The 22,726-nt window shown below is 40.2% G+C and carries 21 protein-coding genes; 11 read left to right on the forward strand and 10 right to left on the reverse strand.

From position 1 onward, the window contains the following. The first annotated feature begins 403 nt into the window (after positions 1-403). The 4 genes from V7Q33_RS14175 (at position 404) to V7Q33_RS14190 (ending at position 2,710) form a co-directional block, all read left to right on the forward strand. Positions 404-757 carry a DUF6864 domain-containing function gene (locus tag V7Q33_RS14175; RefSeq protein WP_331975624.1) on the forward strand — a complete coding sequence of 118 codons (354 nt, stop codon included), beginning with the start codon at positions 404-406 and terminating at the stop codon, positions 755-757. After that, positions 750-1,076 carry a hypothetical protein gene (locus tag V7Q33_RS14180; RefSeq protein WP_331975622.1) on the forward strand — a complete coding sequence of 109 codons (327 nt, stop codon included), beginning with the start codon at positions 750-752 and terminating at the stop codon, positions 1,074-1,076. Before V7Q33_RS14175 ends, V7Q33_RS14180 begins: the two co-directional genes overlap by 8 nt. Before the next feature lie 194 nt (positions 1,077-1,270). Beyond that, a complete protein-coding gene (locus tag V7Q33_RS14185; RefSeq protein WP_331975620.1) occupies positions 1,271-1,945 on the forward strand; it encodes a hypothetical protein in 675 nt (224 codons plus the stop codon). A gap of 150 nt (positions 1,946-2,095) precedes the next feature. Further along, positions 2,096-2,710: a hypothetical protein gene (locus V7Q33_RS14190; RefSeq protein ID WP_331975618.1), complete on the forward strand. Its 615-nt coding sequence runs from the start codon at positions 2,096-2,098 to the stop codon at positions 2,708-2,710. Positions 2,711-2,836: 126 nt separating this feature from the next. Here V7Q33_RS14190 and V7Q33_RS14195 read toward each other — a convergent pair whose 3' ends face one another. Then, positions 2,837-3,049 (reverse strand): hypothetical protein, encoded by a 213-nt coding sequence (locus tag V7Q33_RS14195; RefSeq protein WP_331975616.1) that lies wholly within the window; start codon positions 3,047-3,049, stop codon positions 2,837-2,839. Between the two features lie 370 nt (positions 3,050-3,419). Between V7Q33_RS14195 and V7Q33_RS14200 the strand changes: the two genes are divergently transcribed. The 4 genes from V7Q33_RS14200 (at position 3,420) to V7Q33_RS14215 (ending at position 8,199) form a co-directional block, all read left to right on the forward strand. Next, positions 3,420-3,587, forward strand: a complete 168-nt coding sequence (locus tag V7Q33_RS14200) for a hypothetical protein (RefSeq protein ID WP_333820246.1) — start codon at positions 3,420-3,422, stop codon at positions 3,585-3,587. 58 nt (positions 3,588-3,645) lie between these two features. Beyond that, the gene (locus V7Q33_RS14205; RefSeq protein WP_331975614.1) at positions 3,646-4,968 is read left to right on the forward strand and encodes a carboxypeptidase-like regulatory domain-containing protein; all 1,323 of its coding nucleotides are present in this window, start codon (positions 3,646-3,648) and stop codon (positions 4,966-4,968) included. A gap of 623 nt (positions 4,969-5,591) precedes the next feature. Further along, positions 5,592-6,101, forward strand: coding sequence for a TlpA family protein disulfide reductase (locus V7Q33_RS14210; protein WP_333820247.1), 510 nt, complete (start codon positions 5,592-5,594; stop codon positions 6,099-6,101). Then, positions 6,076-8,199, forward strand: coding sequence for a peptidase domain-containing ABC transporter (locus V7Q33_RS14215; RefSeq protein ID WP_333820248.1), 2,124 nt, complete (start codon positions 6,076-6,078; stop codon positions 8,197-8,199). Before V7Q33_RS14210 ends, V7Q33_RS14215 begins: the two co-directional genes overlap by 26 nt. Before the next feature lie 116 nt (positions 8,200-8,315). Here V7Q33_RS14215 and V7Q33_RS14220 read toward each other — a convergent pair whose 3' ends face one another. From V7Q33_RS14220 to V7Q33_RS14235, 4 genes are all read right to left on the reverse strand, one after another. Further along, complete coding sequence (locus tag V7Q33_RS14220; protein ID WP_333820249.1) at positions 8,316-10,085, reverse strand: GAF domain-containing protein; 1,770 nt, start codon at positions 10,083-10,085, stop codon at positions 8,316-8,318. A gap of 418 nt (positions 10,086-10,503) precedes the next feature. Beyond that, complete coding sequence (locus V7Q33_RS14225) at positions 10,504-11,871, reverse strand: jacalin-like lectin (protein ID WP_333820250.1); 1,368 nt, start codon at positions 11,869-11,871, stop codon at positions 10,504-10,506. A 415-nt stretch (positions 11,872-12,286) separates the two neighbouring features. After that, positions 12,287-12,967: a DUF1361 domain-containing protein gene (locus V7Q33_RS14230; RefSeq protein WP_333820251.1), complete on the reverse strand. Its 681-nt coding sequence runs from the start codon at positions 12,965-12,967 to the stop codon at positions 12,287-12,289. A 101-nt stretch (positions 12,968-13,068) separates the two neighbouring features. Continuing rightward, on the reverse strand, positions 13,069-13,938 hold the full coding sequence (locus V7Q33_RS14235; protein WP_333820252.1) for a hypothetical protein: 870 nt from the start codon (positions 13,936-13,938) through the stop codon (positions 13,069-13,071). 95 nt (positions 13,939-14,033) lie between these two features. Here V7Q33_RS14235 and V7Q33_RS14240 point away from each other — a divergent pair, with 95 nt between their 5' ends. Further along, positions 14,034-15,644, forward strand: a complete 1,611-nt coding sequence (locus tag V7Q33_RS14240; RefSeq protein WP_333820253.1) for a mucoidy inhibitor MuiA family protein — start codon at positions 14,034-14,036, stop codon at positions 15,642-15,644. A 7-nt stretch (positions 15,645-15,651) separates the two neighbouring features. On the opposite strand, the gene V7Q33_RS14245 is transcribed toward V7Q33_RS14240, so the two are convergent. Beyond that, a complete protein-coding gene (locus V7Q33_RS14245; protein ID WP_333820254.1) occupies positions 15,652-16,539 on the reverse strand; it encodes a hypothetical protein in 888 nt (295 codons plus the stop codon). Positions 16,540-16,541: 2 nt separating this feature from the next. Next, positions 16,542-17,948, reverse strand: coding sequence for an MBOAT family O-acyltransferase (locus tag V7Q33_RS14250; protein WP_333820255.1), 1,407 nt, complete (start codon positions 17,946-17,948; stop codon positions 16,542-16,544). A gap of 402 nt (positions 17,949-18,350) precedes the next feature. Between V7Q33_RS14250 and trxA the strand changes: the two genes are divergently transcribed. Continuing rightward, positions 18,351-19,058: a thioredoxin gene (trxA, locus tag V7Q33_RS14255; RefSeq protein ID WP_333820256.1), complete on the forward strand. Its 708-nt coding sequence runs from the start codon at positions 18,351-18,353 to the stop codon at positions 19,056-19,058. 87 nt (positions 19,059-19,145) lie between these two features. On the opposite strand, the gene V7Q33_RS14260 is transcribed toward trxA, so the two are convergent. The 3 genes from V7Q33_RS14260 to V7Q33_RS14270 all read right to left on the reverse strand — a co-directional run bounded on the left by V7Q33_RS14260 (position 19,146) and on the right by V7Q33_RS14270 (position 22,180). Next, on the reverse strand, positions 19,146-20,411 hold the full coding sequence (locus tag V7Q33_RS14260; protein WP_331975592.1) for a serine hydrolase domain-containing protein: 1,266 nt from the start codon (positions 20,409-20,411) through the stop codon (positions 19,146-19,148). Positions 20,412-20,494: 83 nt separating this feature from the next. Beyond that, complete coding sequence (locus V7Q33_RS14265) at positions 20,495-21,067, reverse strand: NUMOD4 domain-containing protein (protein ID WP_331975590.1); 573 nt, start codon at positions 21,065-21,067, stop codon at positions 20,495-20,497. 747 nt (positions 21,068-21,814) lie between these two features. Then, positions 21,815-22,180 (reverse strand): hypothetical protein, encoded by a 366-nt coding sequence (locus tag V7Q33_RS14270; RefSeq protein ID WP_333820257.1) that lies wholly within the window; start codon positions 22,178-22,180, stop codon positions 21,815-21,817. Positions 22,181-22,336: 156 nt separating this feature from the next. Between V7Q33_RS14270 and V7Q33_RS14275 the strand changes: the two genes are divergently transcribed. Next, the gene (locus tag V7Q33_RS14275) at positions 22,337-22,672 is read left to right on the forward strand and encodes a single-stranded DNA-binding protein (protein ID WP_331975584.1); all 336 of its coding nucleotides are present in this window, start codon (positions 22,337-22,339) and stop codon (positions 22,670-22,672) included. Positions 22,673-22,726 lie beyond the last annotated feature (54 nt).

Below are 22,726 nucleotides of genomic sequence, written 5' to 3' on the forward strand. Positions count from 1 at the left end.
CGATTAATTACAACGATATATCTTCAGTTAATATATTGGGCGTGCCCCTATCGGGTCGGGCTATCCGCTACAAGTCCTCGCGCCACCCACACAAACCCAACACCGCTCCGGGCTTTCCGCTACTATCCCTCACGCGAAAGGTTATAGTTTTAAGCTATATTTTACTAACATTTTACGTGCTTAGTTGCAACGTAATATATAGTTTTATATATTCACATCGAGCCCATCTTTTGGCTGCTGATAAAGTAGCTGGAGGATGGGTGTTTGTATTTTAGACTAGCTGTATAAGTATATCTATATAACTAAATTAGCCGGATATAAACGTTTGTAATCGGTTATATGAATGGAATGTTCTTATATTGAAATGTTATGGCGCATTATATCGTCTGATAACAAAAAAAGAATGAAAATACTCACAGCCAACAACTATGAAGTTTTTGAAAGCGGGACAGTGATATCCTTTCGAGATGAGCCAGTTACATTTGAACTCGCGGCAGACCTAAAAATACGTTTTGTCTTTCGAGGCGATCAAGATAGTCCGGAGACATCGTTTAATGCTATAAATCCGAATGAACTTGAAATAATATTTTCAAACTTCAATAACCCATTGGGTGCGGGCAATACCGAGCCAATTCAACTGGGTACCCTCAACAACAAGGCTTTATACTTAAGCTATCGGATATTGGCCTTGGTTGGCGCTCAAGGTAAAACGATTCACTACTCTTGGTATCTCAGGGAGGGAGTAAACAATGGCTAATCAAATAAGCCCCAACCTTCCCAAAGACAAAGATCTAGCTAATAAGGTCATTGAAAATCAGAACGAAATTGAAAAGATAAAACTTGAGCAAGGTTTCCTTGGTGTTATTTGGGGGGGACACACAAGCATCCCTAATAATTTAGCAGCTTTAGCAATTGTAGTCCTTGTTAGCACCGGGTTGATCTATACATTTCTGACTTGGGACAAGAAAGCGGACGAATTGAATTTATCAATTAAAGACTTCTGGGCTATTATTACACCACTACTAACTCTAGCAATTGGATATTTATTTGGAGACAAGCGTAAAAACGCGCCATAACACAGTGCATAAGTCATGGCGGGTTTAGTGTAAAATTGTAGTTTAGTTTTCAAAATACGTTTAGTGTCGGTGGACAGTGACGACCAGGTCAGCCTTAACATTTCGCTTCGCTACATTTTTAAGGCTTCCTATACCCGCAACTGCAAATAGCCAAACGTTAGCTGCAACCGTGCTTTAGACAAACCCTCATACCTATGGCAGACGAATACGGGACATTAAAAATCAAAGCTGAAAGACTCGGGGCAGTATCAGAAGTAAAAAACTTCTTGACCGACTTAGAATCAGCATATAATAACATTTATGTATTTGACTTTTTTGTTGACTCGTTAAACAATGACCGGAATCGTCAACGTGATATGTTTGAGGAACGACTTTCAATAGTCAGTAAATACTGGACAAGGACGGATTTTCCTTTTGATCCTATTTATTTTGATATTTTCTCGAGAGAGTATCGATATGGATTCCATTCAGCGTTGCCTAACTTGACAGAATTTCAAAGTAAAGTTGATTTTGATAGATTGATAATTCCTGAAGACAAGCTCGTACTTTCAAAGGTAAACATTCAGTCACCTGGATTTTGGGAGGTCATCGGCAGTTGGAATCCATTGCAACAGGTTAGAGAATATATAAAGGATAGACACGAGAGACAGAAGGATGGAAAATATAGAAACCGACAAGAAGAAAAACTCGGAGAACTAGCAATAATGGAAAAGCAAAACACCATTGTTCAGCAGAGAATCGAGACATTAAAATCTCTCGGCTATAGTGACACCGAGATAAGGCAATTTGTTACAAGTATGGTTACTACACCACTTGGACGACTTGATAAACATCAAGACAACGGACAAATTGAAGGAATAGAAGAATGAATGATGAAGCACGGCAGCAGCCAACAAAGCATATAAATCATGCCGACAGAATTTGATGATTAATTTTAATTTGGTCTGCCGGCACGCTTTATATGCGAACGTTGGCCGCCAGACATCATTTGAGTTTAGCTTCAGATTAAATTTGACAAAATGTTGATCTGTTTTATCTCTTGGAGTGGTTGGACAATGGTTGCAGCCATCAGTACGGTGGTCGCTGCGATTGCAACAGTTTTATACACCTACTTCACATATCACTTGTTATTAGCGACAAAGAAAAGTATTGATATTGCAAACGAGAATAAAGACAAGGCTAATAAGTTAGCTGAGTTCCAGATCTACACAAAACTCTCGGACGACTTATTGTCTCCAAAGGCTTCGGAGCTATTTAAGATAATTGAAAGAAATTGGTTTGATATAGACGAGATTGATGAGACGAAACCGGGCACTTACTCGAATCCTGAGAGGGAGAAAATTTCCGGGCGTGACCTGAGAAGATATGTGCTAGGACCAATTGAGGACTTGGCAAAATTTATGGACGATGGTATAATCAGCATTGAATCTATAGACTCTGGATTTGGAAATATGATTTTGATGCTCGGCAATAATGAACTAATCGTAAAGTATATCAAGCTTTTACGAGCTAAGGTCTATTTCAACGACAATGTTCATTGCGGTTTTGAATACTTATATGAGGAGGAACTGAAACGTTGTACCCCAGAGGAGAAACTAAAATACAAGAATCACTTTAAATCCAGCGTATTGTAGATGTACACCAACTACCGCAAGTTTCCAACTTGTGGTAACAATTAACCAAAGCTTTCAGCTTGTATTACTCGCAGATTGAAAACTTACCATAACACATAATATGCACTGTTATCTCGCGATTAACTTTTAGCCTTCCTCAACAGCAACACAACACAAATTATCAACCTGCTTGCTACGAATTTTTTTTGATGTAATTGTAATGCCATCAAACACCAGCCTTCCGGCTTCTCCCAAATGAATTGTTGCGTTCAGTATATTTTGAAGAAACTCTTGTATACTGCTATCAGAAAGAGAAAGTATATCTTCACCAATAGAAATCGGTTTGGGAAATAGCCTCATGCCCTTGCTGGTGCTTACCAACAACTCCCACACACATACTTTACGCTAGCCATCGACATAGGCTAAAAAGTCCCAGCGTCTGTCGCCAGCATAATAAAAAGGCAGCACTGGAGTCGTGGTAGTCCGTGGCATATCTACACAAACCTGCTTTTACCGGGTTCTTGCACCTAATGTATGAAGTACAAAACCATGAAAGCGGAAAAACTTTGATTTATTTATTCGAGACTTACAGATTAAAGCGGTATTAATAATAATAGAGACTACCTCAAAAGCAGTTACTCATCAACTTGATCGACTAAAACCGGATTTTTCCGGTATTGTATATTATTCATGAATAGTTGTCATTGCCTTATAAACAAAAATATACTTTATGAAAAAGTTAACAACTAAAGAAAAAGCGACTATTCGTGGTGGTGTTTCAAGAGGCGAGTACTGCAGTACTCTTAAGATGATTATGGACAACAATACGCGAACAAGTGCAATGTACGCTGCCTGGGGTACAAATTGTGCTCCATATGGTCATCAAAATATTCAATAGGTGATAAGAGCCGTGGCTATGTTAGTCGCGGCCCTATTGTTAACATGATATTCTATTTATGAATATAAGAATTATACTACTCTATGTATTCCTTTTAATAATACCGAAACTAAAGGGACAACAATATATTACAGTTACAGGTGAATTAAGAGATAGCCTTGAAATGTCGCCCGTGCAGTTTGCTCATATATTTATCCGTGATGAGAATTACGGTACTTTTTCGAATGAGGCGGGTAAGTTTCAACTGAATATTGACACCGGCTTGGCACATGAAACGTTAACTATATCATGTGTTGGCTATAAGACAATTACGGTAAAAATTCAGGACATAGCAGGAAGTAATAGAAATATTCTCTATTTAATGCCCCACTTAAATCTATTGCCAGAGGTTACAGTTCAAGTTAATGCAAAAGATACGTTGAAGGAGTATGTTTTGGATGCAGTAAAAATGTTACGGCAAAATTACCCCCGCCATAAATATATATTGGATGGCTTTTATCGCGAACTGAGTGTAAAGGATTCGGTTTACACCCGGGTTTTGGAAGCCGCGGTTTCTATGGAGGATAATGGATATGGACCACACGATTTTGATAAGGAAGACCTTACAATAACAAGCACGAAAATAAAAGTACATGAAGTAAGAAAGAGTGATGACATGCGAACGTATACCTTTTTGGGTAAAGCTTTTGAATTTTTGTTTGGCAAAAAGAACAATCTGTACATAACCCTGGGAAATGACTTTGTTAGATATATAGGGCGAAAATCTGATCATTTTCTCAGCAATGCTATGCTCAATGAATATGAATATAGTTTGCAAGATATTTTTGATACAGATTTGGGTAAGCAATTTGTAATTCTACTTTCAGATAAACATTTGAATTCATTTTTTTATCGCGAAGTGTCATTATACATCAACGCCAGCGATAAGGCGATCGTAAAGATTGAGAATATTATGCGCCCTAATCCAAATGATGCTAAAGGTAAAAGCTATGCCTATGGGGGAGACTTCTTTGCTAAATCTGAAGTGTCTTATACTAAATATAAAGGTAGGTACTATCTGGAATACATTGATGCATGGTATTATAGTGCCGGTGCCACCGCAGTTTTGAGCAGGGAAGGATCTGATACGCCTAGCCTTCAATTTGATCATCTCACCTTTATGGTAAATGCTGTTTACAATAAGCAAGACGAATTGGAGCGGATACGTAAAAGAGAGTCCGTTAAAAAAGATATAGATCTATATGAAGAGCATCATGAGTATAACCCTGAGTTCTGGAAAAATTATAATATGATTCTTTTAAATCCATTGGATAAAAAGGCTAAAAGTGATTTAGAAAAAAATACTTCACTGGAAGATCAATATAATAAGAAACGCAATTAGATGTAATAATATGTCTCCAGCTCTAGTCAGAACCCGGTATTTACTGCCTGTCCTATTTTTATTAATTTTCTTTTTTTCATGGTATTCTTTCAAGATCATTTATCTGCCCGCGCGTGATGGCGATTCCTCTAAGTTTGTTTTTGAAAATTTCTTCTTTTTTAATTTCATGCTAAAAGCTTTACTCCTTTTAGTAAAATTAGTCGCTCTTATTTTGATTATAAAAATGGGTGCATTTTTCTTGAAATATGAAATAAGCACACGATCAATTGTATTTTCCGTGGTAGTAGGAGAGTTCGTTTTCTTAATACCCGATGCAATTGAAATTTTGAATTTCACCTTCTTTAATAAAGATTACACACTAGCGGAGTATTCAAATTTTACCACGTTTTCAGTGTATGATTTGATCCAAACAGAAAACAATAGATTTTCTTATTTGTTGAAGAGCTTCAGTATTTTTCAATTACTATATATATGCACCTTGGCACTTGTTCTTTCCAGGAGAGATAGAGCGAGGAGCATGGACGATTATCTTAAACTGGTTCTTTTGTTTTACGTACCTCCCTTCTTGCTTTACATTTTTGTCGTAGAGGCTTTTAATCAGAGTATGCTATAATGATACAAACATGCAAAAGCAACGAGTCATTTTGATCACCAGCGGCCTTGTTATAGTCAGTGTAATGGTGGTTTGCGTTATAATAATTAGCAATTCAATTGATCGGGCAACCGATTCAAAGAATAACTTGACGGCAATATCATTGTTGACTCTAAGTAACACGAGGAACATACAAACTGATATAAACATCAGGGATTCTCTCGTGATTGCTGTATTTTATGATTCCGGTTGCGAAAGATGCCATGCGCAATTATCGGAGTTGGATGAAAATGCAAATGACCTGAAGGATTTCCGTATTATAGCTATAGCAAATGAGCCTGATTCACTTTCATCAGATTATTCTGATAGCCATAGTATCGAATTCTTCAGAGTCTGTCCGGCAAATGATTACTTCACTTTATTTAATGTGACTTCAGTCCCAACCTCTTTTATATTCATTCCCAACCAGGAGCCAATAAGAAGAATGGGATTTACAAGTATTGATAGTATTAAAAATGTATCGGGAATTCTATCATTTTAAATATCGCAAATTTTTAATACCGCAGGATGATAGATTCGATTGCGGTGTAGCATGCATTAGAACCATTTTGAAATGGTATAATGTAAGTTCCGATGCGGAAACTGTGAGACTTGCTTCTGGCACGAATAGAGATGGAACAACCATACAAGGCCTTCAGGATGCATTTGAAGAGTTTGGCTTCGATTCGGAAGGCTATGAGGCAGATGAACTAAGTCAATTAACAAACCTTCACTTACCGATTATACTACATATTGAATGCGATAACTGGTTGAACCATTTTGTTGTTTTGATTGAAGTGATCGGTAACAAATTTATTATTGCTGATCCAGCGCAAGGAATTGTTGTATATAGCCGGGATCAAATTGAAAATCGATGGACATCCAAAATTCTATTAACTGTATCGAAAAGAAAACATTACGATTTTATAACCGATAGCGAATCAACAAAACAGTCATTCTTTACTTGGCTCACCGGACATTTGCAAAAAGATGTATCCTTACTTTCTCTTGTTATTTTTTTTGGAATCGTTTCAACTTTGTCAGCTGTTGCTGTTAGTATATTCTCTCAAAGAATTATAGATCATATTATTCCACAGAAAAGTGAAAGTAAACTTATCGCGGCATTATGTTTATTGGGTTGTGTTTTCATTATTCGCTCGCTAGCAAATTATTTTAAATCACATATTCTGATAGCTCATAATATTCAATTTAACCTCAGAATTGTTAGTACGTTCTTCTCGAAGCTTTTGGAACTTCCCTATCGGTTTTTTGAAAGCAGGCGAACCGGCGATTTCGTTGCCAGACTCAATGATGCGGCCCGGATTCAAGCTGTAATCAGTGTTTTGTTTTCGCAAATGTTTATTGATTTCTTATTAATTGCGATTTCATTGATGGTAATTCTCATATATAGTTTGACCGTTTTTATGATGAATATTTTGGGGATAATAATCGCATATGTTGTTATATACATGTATAGTTCCAGAATTTCCAGATTACAGAAAAATGTGATGAATTCATACGCAAGCTCCGAGAGCCATTTCATTGATACGCTTACCGGAATATTTACTATTAAAAACCACGGCAAAGAGAAAGAGTTTGCTCAATCAAATTTATCGACCTATAAGCTTTTTCAAGAGAGTATTTTTAATCTCGGTAAGCTAACATCTTCCTATACCCTGATGACAGAAATAATATTCAGCGTATTACTATTAACTATTCTCTGGTTTCTGGTATTTTCTGTCTTTTCTAAGACACTAACCATTGGTGAGTTTGTTGCTGTTACGGGATTGGTAAGCACTTCTATTCCGGCTATCATTAGGTTAGCTGTTGCAAATGTAAATATTCAGGAAGCAAGAATTTCATTTGAAAGAATGTATGAGTATTCACAATTGAAACCGGAGGTACACTACGATTCCAAATTTGATCTTTTAGGAAACGACCTTATAAATTTTGGAGGAAGAGATATTAGTTTTCAGTATCCCGGTAGTGAGATCATTTTAAGTAACGTAGAATTTAAAGTAAATATAGGAAGTATTACGGGATTAACAGGACCAAGCGGATGTGGTAAGAGTACGCTTCTTAAATTATTTCATGGATACTACGCAAAGTATGAAGGCGTAATCTTTTTAAACGATGTGCCTATGGAGAGTTATAACAAACGCTATTGGCGCTCGCAAATAGCGTATCTCTCTCAAGAGAATAAAATCTTTAACGGAAGTTTGGCTTATAATATAGCACTTGAAGAACGGCAATTAATATATACTTCTGTATTACAGTTTATAAGGAATTTAGGTTTGGAAGAAGTATTTCAAAAATTCAATCTTTCAGTGATTACTCTCTTGGGTGAGGAGGGGATTAATTTATCGGGAGGCCAGAAACAACTTATCGGTTTAATTCGAGTTTTATATCATCAACCCAAGGTGCTTCTGTTAGACGAACCGTTTACAGGAATGGATGTAGAACTAAGAGAAATTGTACATGGGATTATCAAATTGAATAGCACACAATGTATAACAATACTAACCTCTCATAACGCCAGTGATTTATACTATTGTGATAGAATATTGACCATTCGAAATGGCGGTGTAACCGAGTTGTGATATAGCGGAATTCTATATATCTTTACTTCCTTATGCCCTTGTTGATTTCTTCAACAACAAACGCCCGATTTCAGGGACCAGTGTTTGCAGAGAGCCTGCAAATTTCCAACGACTGTTTATATCTCGATTAACTTTGATTCTTCATCCACAACAATCAAGCACAAAGTAGCACCACCCTGTTTGTTATGAAACGGTTTTGATGTAATGGAAATACCATCTACTGTTAGCTTTCGCATTTCTCCGAAGTGGATTGTTGTGCTCAATATATTCTGGATAGATTCTCGTATACTGTTGTCAGAAAGAGAAAGTATATTTCCACCAACAGAAAGCGGTTTTGAAAATAGTCTTCTCATGGCGTTGTTGTTATGCGTGTTGAGGCTTATTACTTTGAAATTGCTGTCTACAACGATGAGGTTCTGACCGAGTGTCTGCAGTATCGATTGAAGTTGATGTTCCCGCGTTTTGCTTTCGGCAAGTTCAAATTCTGTTTGATTGTGAGCCGTGCGCAGCTGCTCCACATAGCGTTTCATTTCTTCTTCGCGCACGCGCAATGTTTCAGTATTGAGCTGTGATTCACGCAGAAGTTCTTCTGTGCGCTGGTTGATTTGCCCGGTAGCGATAGCAGAGGCGAGCTGCTCGCCAAACTTTTGAATAAGATCTGTGTCGTGTTGCTCAAATGCTTTGAAGGAGGCGATTTCCAGCACACCATAAACACGTTCATTTAACATCAGCGGGCATATTACCAGGCATTGTGGCAACGCTTCTCCTAAGCCGGAGGTGATCTTGATATAGTCTTCAGGAACATCACGCAGTATGGTCATCTGGCGTTCCAGGTATACTGTCCCTATCAGTCCTTCGCCGGGTTGTACTGTTCCTGAAATATACTTTTTGCGTGCATAAGCATATACCGATGCCAGCCTCAGGTGCTCGCGATCGTTATTCATTTCCATGATATATAGTGCCCCATGACTTGCCCGCATATATTTCACGATGTAAGCCAGTGCCTGATCGCAAATGGTGTCAAAGTTAGCTTGTTGTCGTATGAGGTTTGCAAGATCAGCTTGCCCCTGCACAGTCCAGCTACGTTGCGATTCATCCATAGCATGTTGCGCAAGGTTATCACGCATGCTGATGAGCGCTTCTGCAATCAAGCCTTTGCCTTCGAACATTTTGGCTTCTTCGTTAAAATTCTTCCTGGCTACATTGCTTACAAAGCTTAACAGGCTGGTCATGTGTGCGCTGAATCCGCGTAAGGATTGAAGCATAGTTGATAACTCATCTTTACCCTGATATTCTTTAATAACGGGCAGTCCGCCTTTGGAAAGCAGTTCCAGTGAAGCCCTTGTTTCATGAATAGGCCGGAGCATTGATCTGCCGATAACCCGGATCACGAAGAAAATGATAACGACCAATAAGCCTGATAAAATGTAAAACAACAGCATCATTTGTTTTATATCAGTCTCAATTTTTGTTTCGGTCTGATCGACATTTATACCTATAGCCTCCAGAATGTCGATTGCATGTGAGCGGATGTTCCTATAAAGCTCATTCGATTCTTGCAATGCTGTTCGCTTCACTTCGGCAAGATTAACCGTGTCGTTTGTGGAGGGTTGTGTTATTATTTGAATCTTGTCCTTGCAATACGATACATAGGCATTGATAGCGTCATCCAGCGAGTCGTAGTGAGCCTGTATCTCCGGGGATATTTCGCCCCAATACGTCATGTCTTCTTTGTAGGAGACAAGATCCTCCTGCCGCTCGTTAAAATACTCAAGGGCTTCCTTTATGTTTTCAGATTGTGTTGCAGGATCTGCAAAAACGATGGTCAGAAAATCACCACGAACGCAGTTATAAGCTTTGATCTTCATCCATACGTTAAGCTCCATCCAGTGGTATACCCGCACGGTATCGGTAACCTGTTCTTCTTTTTGCTTAGTGTAAAAGATCAGAACAATTAAAATGCAAATAAAGCTGATGGAAACGAATGAAATAATTTGCAGCCTTTTGCTGATAGACAGCTGTTTTATAACCCTAAGCATACCACAAACTAAGGGTGTAGCAAGGTTTCTGGCAATGTTGGATTTACGTGTATATCTGGTAGGATTTATACGGAAAGTTCTGTCCGTATTAACACTTATGGTCGGGGAATTTTTTCCGCCAACATACTGACTATGGGCATCTAATCAGGATTGTGGCAAACAGACCTCACGTTACTGTAATATTAACCAATTGATAATTGTAATTTTTTATTTAAAGTATCAGAGTCTCATGGAATACCTGAGACTCTGATGAATTGTCTGATTGCTATAAATTGGTATATATAATCCCCAGCTGATCAACTTCATCGCCGGAGTTGCCATAGAAGCCTGTTACTTTCATACCCGTGGGAGCTGTGTACGTTACAGTGCTGCTGGTTTGTGAGCCCGTTGAAAGTGTTCTGCCCTGGTTAGTGCGCAATTCGATATAGAACACTCTGGTGTGCCCGTCTTTTTGTCCGGAGCAGAGTTTTACAGATTGCACATATTCGCCAGTATTGAGTGTTAATGTTTTTTCAGTGCCTCCACTTCCGCCATGCGTCAATGTAGTACCGTTGTTCAGCAATACACCCACATTATCAACGCGCGAGCCGCCTCGTAGTATAAATTTACTTGCGATAGAAGAAGTATTTAATGTTACCAGGTCATTGAAAGGAGTTCCGTGCGGTCCGCCGAAGAGATCGCTCAAAGCAAAACCATTGTTTATAGACCACGAGAAATTTGTCAGCAACGGATAGTGATCAGAGAGCGGTTGGTTATCATCCGTAACAAAATCAGGATTGTCAAGCTGATAGTAAGTAGGTGTGAAATCTATGAATTTACTGTCGCGATAAAATATCTTGTCAACTACTTCACAAGGGTTGGTCATGTTGGGGAACTCGCACAAAATAGGATTGCTACCTGCAGCTGGTATATTTCCCTGGCGTATCAATTGAATCCAGGCATCTGTAAGGCCATTGTTTGTTATCAACTCGCGGACGTTGTCTTCTGCACGTGTATAACGGCAATTCAGATCACCCATCACAATAACTGCGTTACCCACAGAGTTCTGCGCTATGAATTGCGACAGCTGTGTAATGTTGGCGCGTCTGGCGGAAAGGTCTGCTGCTTCGGTGCCTGCATTCGGGTGAGCGTTGTAAAAGTCTATATATATACCTTCATCGATGCGTATGCGACTGTAGGTGAATCCTTTGGGTGTAAGACAATCGGTGCCGTTACAGTTATTCCACTTGATGCGTTGAAAATCAGTATATGGAAATTTTGAAAGTGTATTCAGTCCGTCACCAAACGGAACACCTCCGCTGGTAGGTGTGCGGTATGCATGATTGTCGTTAGCGTATAAAGTTGCGTGATAATTGAAATCTTCCTGTACATGTACAATATCGTAATTACGAATGCGCTGACCTATTTCCGAAGTGTTAGCTTCCGGATGGGAGCTTGACAATCCTTCAGGTAAACCGGCTACATTATACGTTAGTACGGAAAATGTTCCTGTTGATGCTGCCCGCGCGGAACTGGTAACACTTAATTCACTGCTTGTAGATGGTGAAGTTGAAGCCTGTGGGTTAACAGCTTCGTGATCGCAACCGGCCAGCGATGCAAGCAGCACGAGCAAAAACATTTTTGTTTTTTTCATAATCAATATATTTAGTTTAAGTATGCACAGCTATGTGAATAGCGATCTTTACTGCGCACGCAACGGCGGCAGCGGTTAACACTATATCTCAGCAAAAAAATGGATTCGAACCTAAATATTATTGCAGACGTTGTAACATCAGACGTGTAAAACGTATAATTCACCAACCTATATCCTCACGTTGTTGCCCTCAGCCTCTAACAATAAGCGTGTAAATATCACAACTGCATTAATTGTAGAAATAACAGGTGTGTTATGAAAAAGACAATTTTTAAGCTTCCGGATTAAGCGATCTTTACTGCCGGTAAAAATATATAGTTACGGGAACGTGCCCGCCATGCAAGTTTGCGTGCACACTTTTTTTGGTATAATTTATACCTTAAAATGGGGAGTGAGATGCCTCAATTGAAAAATGTTACTTTCTCGTATATACCTTCGCGAATTGTATTAACAGTATATATCCGAGTAGCAGAAACGTGGCGAAAAGTAGAGTTACACCATACGTCTGTGGATGATGGAAGGGGTTGAGTACACGCGTAGCGATGTCGTGCAGGAGGTGCATGGGGGAGGAGATTACATCCCAGCTATTCCAGCGAAGATAACGACCGAGGTATATGCCGAATCCGGCCAGCAATAAACTGCCGATAGAGATTGTCCAGCCGATCCACGGTTTAAAGCGGGTGGTGAAAACCGACTGAATATCCATCATGGAGGCAAAACCCAGCATTAACCCATTCCATGCGAAGAATAGTATTAACGCAAGGTCATACCAATACGGTACACCGGGTCGCTGCTTCAAGTGAAAAAGGTCTGTTAATATATAGGGAGCATTCGGAAAGAAACATAACCACGCCATGAACGGCAACCATAGCCAGAAGGCATTCTTTACCGTGTGATGGTATAATACGAGTAATGTGCTGATCATATAGGGTACCAGTGCCAGAAATATATTCCACACCAGGAATACAAACGTTACATTAGCAGTATACTGCACACGAAAGGCCACCAGCGTTACACACAGTATAGTAGTAAGCGAAAAGATGAGCAGGATGTATAGCCTGTTGGTTTCTCTAAGGCGATGGAAGAGGGAGATCATAAGGAAGTGGTTACAAGGCTGTTCACGCAGAATGTGCGCAACAGGTTTTGTGATTGAACGCTTATTTTCGTGCAACCGTCCTGTAAAATACCAGCAATATATCAGGCCGGCAACTTTTCCTTCAGCCCCTCCAGCATGTTTACAAAACGTGAAAGCTGATTGCCGGATGTTTTCTTCAGCTCTTCCAGCACGATCGTAGAAATGAGTCGCGGCCAGAATAACGGTGATTCCACATTGCCGCCCTTTTCTTCAATCAATGCAATTTTCCCGGCGAGCACTGTGCGCAACGCTTCCGGCACTGCAGGGTCTTGCGACAATACTTTAAACTTCTGTAATGCCAGTTGCATGCGTTTGGCTTGCACATCGGCAATAGCATCGGTTAACTGGTAAGGCCAATGTATACCTGTTTCGTTGGCGAAACCAGCCCAATAAAACTTCGATGCTTCAAAATCTTTATCGTATATCTTGGCCAAGGCCAGCAGCATATAGAATGTGGTAGCTTCGTATTGAACATCGGAGTTCGGCTTATGCAATTGTTTGGCGCGTTGAGATTCCTGTCGGGCCAACGTATCCCATCCCTGCTCATACATGGTAATGGCACGTAGCGATTGCGACATGTACTGCACATCCTGATCAGCACTTTCCTGGGCAAGATCTGCTTCTGCAAAGGCCATCGCGGGTTTTTTAGATACCGTCCAGAGGTAGCCTAACAGCAAATGCGCATACTCCGGCTTTAGTGGCGTAATGGTATCCGGAAGTTCTGCATTATATATTTTTATGGCTGGCCCTACAGTAGCGGAAGATGTTGTTTTATAAGTCTCGTACGTGAAACCGGAAGTTGTTTCGTTATAAAGTTCGCGTTGCGTCTTTTTAGACGAACAGGCTATACCAATAAACAGGAGAATGAGTAACAGGAGTCTTGTTTTCAATGAGCAGGTCTGATTAACGGGTTGCAATATCTTCGATTTCATCTGAACTTTATGTGTTTCTGGGAAACTTTTTGATGACTCTATAAATAAGTTTTTATCTTATCTTTTCGTTTGATGATATATTGATATCTATAGCTATGAAAAACCTGATCTACCCCTTTGTACTGGCGGTATCTCTGCCATTCCATCTCCTTGCTCAATATGAAAATGAAATACCGGTTGATGTAAAGCCTCAAGCGGTTACCGTCTTTCTCAATGGTGCAGAGATATCGAGCACTGAAAATGTAGCAGTAAAGAAAGGCAGGAACACGATCATCTTCAAAGGTCTTTCACCTGATCTTGCTGATGAAAGTGTACAAGTAGCAGCGGATAATACCGTATCGTTACTTTCTGTAAGCACCGATCAGGTTACAATAGATGCCGCTACGCTGGATGGTAGAATAAAATCCTTGGAGGATTCACTGCTATATATACAAGAAAAGATCGAGTTTGTTGACAATCATATTGATGCTTTCGTATTTGAGAAAGAAACGCTTACACAGAACCAGAAGTTAACTTTGGGTGCTGCAGCTTCTGTACAGTCACTGGGCAGTGCTGTAGATTTTATGCGCGAACGTGTTCTCAAAATCAACAATGCGTTAACAGAATTGAACAGGCAAAAGCGTGTGCTGCAGCAGCGTCAAAAAAATTTGGAGAAAAAAGCTTCGCTGTTGCGCGACAGGATTAATACTACACGCAAGCAGATAGTGGTGGTAATTCTTGCAGCCGCTGACCAGAAAGTAAATTTTGCATTGCGATACCTGGTTGAAGAAGCTGGTTGGGAGGCTTCATACGATTTGATAGCGTCAGATGTGAATAAACCGGTGTTGCTAAAGTATAAAGCACAGGTATATAACAATACGGCCATTGACTGGCGCCATTCCAGGATTACATTATCAACAGGCGATCCTTCATTGGGAGCATCACGCCCATATCTTACCACCTGGACGCTCAACTATACTTCTTCAGGCAATGAAGGCTGGGTCGATAATAAAGCTTTAAACTATTTCAATAACGCGCTGGTAGATTCAGTACAGTCGGATGCCGGCAGTATAGATGTAGCGGAGTTGAGTGCTTCGTTTGCAATTGATCAGGCTCAAACCATTTTAGCCAATGGCCAGCCGCATTCACTCGATCTTTTCAATGAATCGTTGCAGGCTTCATACGAATATTTAACGATTCCGAAAGTTGACCTCAGTGCTTTTCTGGTTGCTAAAGTAACAGGTTGGGAAAAGTTGAATCTCATTAACGGCACAGCAAATATATACTTTGGCAATACCTACATCGGTGAGTCGGAGATCAACACACGAATGATCAGCGATACACTGGAACTTTCACTGGGGCGTGATAATCAGATTATCGTGAGTCGTACAAAGATGGAAGATAAAGCAGCTACTAAATTTATAGGAGCACGCAGAGAAGAATCATTCCGGTATGAGATTGTGGTGAAGAATAATCGGAAGATACCGGTGTCGATCAAGATACAAGACCAGGTTCCGGTGTCGCAAGAGAGCGATATAGCAGTAGATGTGCAGGAGGCATCGGGTGCAACGCTTGATAAACTCTCTGGGCGGTTGCAGTGGAAGGAAAGTATACCTTCGGGCGATAACGTAAAGCACCAGATATCTTTTTCGGTGAAGTATCCCAAGAATAAACGTGTCGATATCCGCAAGAACCGGAGCGTGCGAACGCCGCGATACAGGCATTAACGTGTAACTAATTGTTGCAATAATTGCAGTTGACTTTGTGCATGAAGTGCGATCTATATTGATATGCTCCACCTAAATCCAGGTGAACTCCATCGGTAGTTTTAAAATTTAAATCAGGAGGTAATGTAATGTACTTATACTCACTGGACGGGAATCTGTTTAAGATAGCCAGCCTTATCTGCGTTGGAGAAGCGAGGTTATATATTTTTTCATGTACAGGCATTTCAAAAAAGATAACGTTGATTCCCTTCTTTTCTAATTTGTTTACATAAGAAGAGAGCAAATCCAGTGCTTGTGATAGTCTGGCTGTATCGGGTTTTACAGAAGCGTTCTCTATATTTTTGTTCAATTTTACATCGAAGATTCCGGCCTCAGTTTTCTTTTTTTGTGTTTGATAGGAAGGCATCAAATTTAATTTAATTCTGTAAAGTGTGCCTGAAATAAGAAATGCCATGGGAGGTGCTAAAAAAGATGGAATAGGTTGTTTTCCGCTCCTCAATCCGGGAGCATATTTTAAAAACCGGTATCGGATCGGATTAGTGATTGAATTAGTAAACTCTTTATCCTCCGGTTGAAGAATAACATTGGTTTCAATAAAGACATTTTCCGGTAGCTGATTCGATTCCGTTAAAATCTTTAACCCATCAAAAATGCCCTTTGCTGAAAAGGCAAGATTGTAAAATTCATCGATACTATCAGTAACAATTCTATTGGCCAGCGATGAGCCAACAATTATACTCCGGTATTGTTTTGATGCGTAAATAAAATTCTCAGCCTTAATTGTATTGCTTTCCCATTGATGTTGTTGTGTTTTCAGGTTGGGAACTAATACAGATAAGGAAGCCAGGTATATAATCAGTAAAGCTCCGCTGGTTATGATCGTTTTTAGTATCATAATCAAAATTGAAAATAAATAAATGAACCTGATGAACCGCTGTTTACCGTGATGAGGAACAGCATTATACCATACAATGCGAAGTCCGCTTTTTGTATTCGTATAGCTAAAACTGTATCACGCATAGCATAAACCGCATGGTATAGCACAACGGGAGAGGAATAAAGCAAAATATAAGCGATTAAATGGGCATCATCTTTTTGCATAAAATTGTTGCTGATACTTTGGAAGTACTTGATTACATGAGAAAATTCCGGAAGCTTGAAAAGCAGCCATGCCAATGTAACAAGACAGAAGACCCCTGCACCTTTCATGAAATTGATAAAACTATTATACTTTATTTTAAATTTATCGGAAATGAAGCGCTCTATGGATAAGGCAGAACCATGAAAGCCCCCCCATATAGCATAACTCCATGCCCCTCCGTGCCATAACCCGCCCAGTATCATCGTAATCATTAAATTTATATAGGTTCGTGTAGCACCTTTTCTGTTTCCACCCAACGGTATATATAGATACTCCATTAAAAAAGACGACAAGGATATGTGCCAGCGTTTCCAAAATTCTTTGAATGATGTGGAGATATAGGGGAAATTGAAATTTTCATTAAAGCTATATCCAAATAATTTTGCAAAGCCGATTGCAATTAAAGAGTAACCGGCAAAATCAGCGAAGATCTGGCAGGAATAGCCAAATAACATAACAATAAGATCTATTGAAGAACGGGATTGAAAGTAGGGATAGGCAATCCAGAATGTAAAATCCTTTAGGTTATCGGCTACAACCATTTTTAGAAAATAACCAAGAACTATTTTCTTGAAACAGAATACCCAATCTATCTCCGCAATTTTCTTTTCCTCAATTTGTGGCAAAAAATCGTGGGCTTTTAAGATAGGCCCCGCTACCAGGTGCGGGAAAAATGAAATAAAAAGCAGCGTTCGTTGCGCATGTTTAGCCAATGATTGCGGTACAAGTTCATTCGACCGTAATTTCTTTTCCTTAAAACTATCAATGAGAAGACTTATCCCCTCAAATGTGAAGAAGGATATGCCGATTGGTAATGGAATGGTGAGTAAGAAATGACCAATAGAATCAGACTTTGCGAAGAAACTACTACCGATCAGTGGACTATATTTAAAAAACGCTAGTATTGACAGATTTAAAACAACTCCTGTTGCAGCAAGTATTTTTTTGCGACTTTCTCTGCTAAAAATTACATAATAGCTTATTAAAATATTTATTACTGCAGATGAAATTAATAACAGCAATAAATTAAGCTGGTCATATGCATAAAATACTAAGCTTGCTATAATTAATATTTTGACCTGATGCTTTGAAAAGAGCGGAGCATAGTAGAAAATAAAAGTCAGTAAGACCAGTCCGAGAAAGGTATAACTATTGAATAACATGCAGGTGGTAAGGTAGAGTGGAACAAAGATAAGGAAATGCTGTATCTATACCTACACCGAAAGTATAGGAATCTGAAGTTGACAATAGTTGCATTTCTCTTTTTTTGTATTCCAATGGTACATGAGTCTGCATCCAGAGCACTGCGAACGGCGCGATACAATCATTAACATTTGTGGTCAAACGCTGGAAATCAGGTTGTAACTTATGCCTGCATTTGACAGGCCGATGTAGATTAATGTCATAGCGCATGGTTTGTGAGACGGTTTTGGTGTAGGCTGTAAATTGATTCATCCCTTCAATTCGGTGGTTGTTTTGTGCAATGGTGTTACGACTAATGCTATGAGCGGTTTGTATTATTTAGAATCGCTCTGTTCCTTGCAGTAAATAAAAATAAGATGACTATGTATCGGGTAAGAATGATAGGCTTCATGGCTATGCTGATGGTGGCATCGGCAGCGATGGGGCAGCAGAAAACGCAATTGAGCACAGATGAGTTTCTGGCCAAATTACAACAAGCGAAAGACGGTCAGGTGGTAGATGTTCGTACCCCTGAAGAGTTTCGCAAGAATCACCTGAATGGTGCATTCAACATGAACATAAACAGCAAGGAATTTGAATCGATGGTATCGGCGCTTGATAAGAATAAACCTGTGTTGGTATATTGTTTATCTGGCGGAAGAAGTGCTAAAGCTGCACAATATATGCGGAGCCATGGTTTCAGGGAAGTATATGAAATGACGGGTGGTATGATGCAATGGACCGCAGAACACAAACCTTACGAGGAAGGTGCCGCTTCTACACCGGGGATGTCGCTGGATGAATTTAACAGTAAGGTGAACACGGACAAGGTGGTGCTCGTAGACTTCTATGCCAAGTGGTGCGCTCCCTGCAAAAAGATGGCTCCCTGGCTGGAAGAGCTTTCCACGCGTTATGCAGATAAGGTTACACTCGTAAAAATCAACGCCGATGAAAATTCGATTCTTACCGGAAATATGAAAGTGCAGGTGTTGCCTACACTGCTGCTCTATAAAAATGGAAAGCAGGTTTGGTCTAAAACCGGCTTGACAGAGAAGAGCGAATTGGAAAAAACGATACAGTCGAACTTATAGCTGTTTCATCTATACATACTAGTAATAAAAAAGGAATCGAAGTATACTTCAATTCCTTTTTTTATGACTGCTGGAACAACGTTCGCGTTATTCAGCGAAGCTCTGGTAGGTTAATGTCTTAAACTTGTCGCCAACGCTCCAGTATGGCGACTGGTATATATTGGTATAGATCAGTCCGATCAGATTTTCTTTTGGATCAGCCCAGTAATGTGTATTGAACGCGCCTCCCCACGAGAAGGAACCAAGCGATAGTACAGATTGGTAATCGTTCTCAATAGTTTCTAATCCAAAACCAAGTCCGAAATGTATGTTGGGAATGTGTTGATCAGTCAGCATAAGCTCAACTGTCTTCCGACTTAATAATTGTACGCCGTTATATTTTCCTTTGTTTAAAAACATCTGCAAAAATTTAGCATAGTCTTCCACGGTAGAAGAAAGTCCTGCGCCTCCGGAAAAGTATGTACCGGCAGTGTTGGGATAAGTCGCTATTACATTGTCGTATGCTTTTGTATCGGGCTTCACAACCTTGCCATCCTTACCTCCTGTATAGAGAGTCACAAGGCGACTTTGCTTTTCTTTCGGCAGGTAAAAATATGTATCGTTCATGCCCAGCGGATCGAAGATGCGTTTGCGCAGAAACTGATCGAACGGCATACCTGATAATACTTCTACAAAGTAGCCCAATACATCATCGTTGAGACCGTATGTCCAGCGTTCGCCCGGATTGTGTTTCAGCGGAAGTTTACCGAGTATACGCATCCGTTCGCCTAATATCATGTCGTTGTTACCAATGCCACTGGGCACGCCCGCTTTGGCATAGATGGCTTTAAACTCGTCACTGCCAATGGCGGCATAGTCTATACCAGACGAATGCGTAAGAAGCTGGCGTATAGTAATCTCACTCTTGGCAGGCTCGGTAGTATAGCTGCTGTCTTGCGGATTGAAAGTCTTTAGTACTGTGGGGTTCTTGAATTCCGGTATATATTTAGAGATCGGATCATCCAGCAGAAACTTACCTTCTTCCCACAGCATCATTACCGCGAGGCTGGTGATGGCTTTACTTTGGGAAGCTATTCTGAAAATATCATCTTTCTTTAACAGGGTTTTGCTCTCTATATCCCTGTAACCGTATGCTTTGTGGTAAGCAACTTTTCCGTTTTTAACGATACATACTACTGCACCGGGTATCCACAGATTCGATACATGTTCTTCTACCATCTTATCGATCCGCGCGAGGCGTGTTGCCGACAGGCCGACTTCTTCAGGCTTCGTTACAGGTGTTAAGGTTTTGTTTTGTGCGTAAACAATAAAGATTTGCGTGCATAGCACGATTGATAAAAAAATAATGCGCATGGTTGTTGTGTTTATACAAATAAAAAAAAGAAACCAGCCCTTTGCAAGGCTGGTTTGGCATTATCTACTTCTGTTACTCAGAATTATACTTTTACGTGCGCCCAATTTTCTCCGATCTTGATGCGGTGAATCTGCATGTCTGAAACGCGGAACCTTCTGGCGAGTGCTTTGAGCGTAGGTTGTTTCTTGGAGCGGAAGAGTGCCACTTTAATCTGCTTTACCTTGTCAGCAGTAAGTTTGGGGCCCTCATCAGGGCTCATGCGCAGCAATACGTTCGGGTCTTTTTTGGCGTGTTCAATCTGGATGTCGTGGCTTACCCATTTCAGGTTCGCAGCTTTATTATTTTCCTTGTTATGATCAACATGAATTACAAAAGAGTGTTTCGCATTGACCTGCTTGTTGAAATACTCCGCTACCAGTCGGTGGATATAGTAATTCTGCCTGGTATCTTCGCGACCAATCGTAATACTGGGATATCCTTGCGTGAGACGCGGCTTCAGAATATACCCGTCATCAATGTTTTCCTTAAAGCTCACAATACGGCCCTTGTCGGATACTGCGTAGCGCTTGGTAGAAGTGCCCTTTTTCAGCTTCAATTCCTTCCAGTTTTCTCCTGGCAGGAATTTTAATTTGGGTTGTTTTGATGTTGTAGCCATACATTTAATGGTAAAGGTTCGTTATTAGGTTAGGTTTTTTAAGGTTCGCGAAATACCCTTTACACCGCCGCGTGGTTGTCCGCGCAACGTGTACTGACTTTATAATGCCTGCTCAGCAGAGCATCTGCATATACCACCTCCGTACTATAGTATGGCTGCTCCTGGCCATATATATTTAGCACAACGGTATGGCCATAGAGGAGTGCAGGAACATTTGGTTCCGCATCGGTAATACAACGGTCAGGATAGACTATATCCCATAACGCCGATGTTACAGCGAATTGAGCACTGAATGATCTTTCCGCAAATACGTTGGATTTACAAAGAGGAATCTGCCCTGTCGTTAGAGGGATAGACCAGTGCATATCCGCGGAATGACGCATTTCGAACATGGTCGATAAGTTTCTAACGTTTCATTGCCTGATACTAAAGAGGGGTGACTCTCACAATGAACGTTATTAAAGTAAATATTATTTTTCGTAAGGGTCAAGGCTTTACCCTAAAAACGTATCTGATTTTTTCCAGACAGAGACATGTGTTGCGGCGATTGCGATTATTAAACTATCCAGGGTGCTGATTTTGCGGGCGGGCATCGCAATAAAATTTATAGCTGTTGCAATAGTATATCTGTAAAATACAAATCCTCCATACTTTTTTAAGGCAAAGTGCAATAGGCAGGCTGTCTTTTTATAAAGAATTACCCGGCTAGTGGCTAACCACACAAAGCCGGTATACTGTTAGCCGGTGTCAATAGTCGCGCTTGATCACCAGCAGAAAGCTTTCGTTGTCAATAGACAAATAGCCCTGGTCGTAACAATAAAAGTATTGCGACCCCTCTTTGGTTCTATAAGTGCTGGTAAAGAAATTAAAATTGAACCCCCGGGTAGCCAGCTTTTCCCGGCTTACTTTGTTTTTGCCTTCCGGGTTCAGATCGGAAAGTATACGCCTGTTTTTGCGGAGTATATTGTTGACGTTCCGTATATAGTGAGTATGTTCTCCATGGCGCTTATTGTTATGAGAGCTCCTGCATTGATCGGAACAAAATTTCTTGTCTACTCTCCCTTTCACCGATTTACCGCACTCGATGCATCTTTTCTCAACTCTTTCTGGCATATAACTATCCGTTTACAAACGGCTACAAACGAAAGTAATCGAAAGTAAACGTTTTTCATACGACTCATGAATTTTTCTGTATACATATTTGCCACGGCTATTGATTGTTGTGTAAAACACTATATATACACCGTAACAAATAAATATATACTATATATGGCAAACCTGAGAAACAGTGTTCAGCTAATTGGTCGTCTTGGTCGCGACCCTGAAGTTAAAACGTTTGATAGCGGAAAAAAGCTTGCTACGTTTTCGATCGCTACGAACAGTACATACCGTAATCAGCGGGGAGAAAAGGTAGAAGAAACGCAGTGGCACAACCTCGTTTTGTGGGATAAGCTCGCAGATATAGCGAGCCAGTATTTGAAAAAAGGAAGTGAGGTAGCGGTAGAAGGAAAGCTGGTTCACCGTTCATACGAAACGGCTACTGGCGAGAAACGCACGACTACCGAGATCAGTGTGAACGACATGGTCATGTTAAGCGGCAAGTAATTATATATATTATCGTTAGCAGTGATTTCCCGTTAGCTTCAAATGTTGGCTGGA

It is taken from the genome of Ohtaekwangia sp., assembly GCF_036786105.1.
Classification (GTDB): Bacteria; Bacteroidota; Bacteroidia; order Cytophagales; family Cyclobacteriaceae; genus Ohtaekwangia.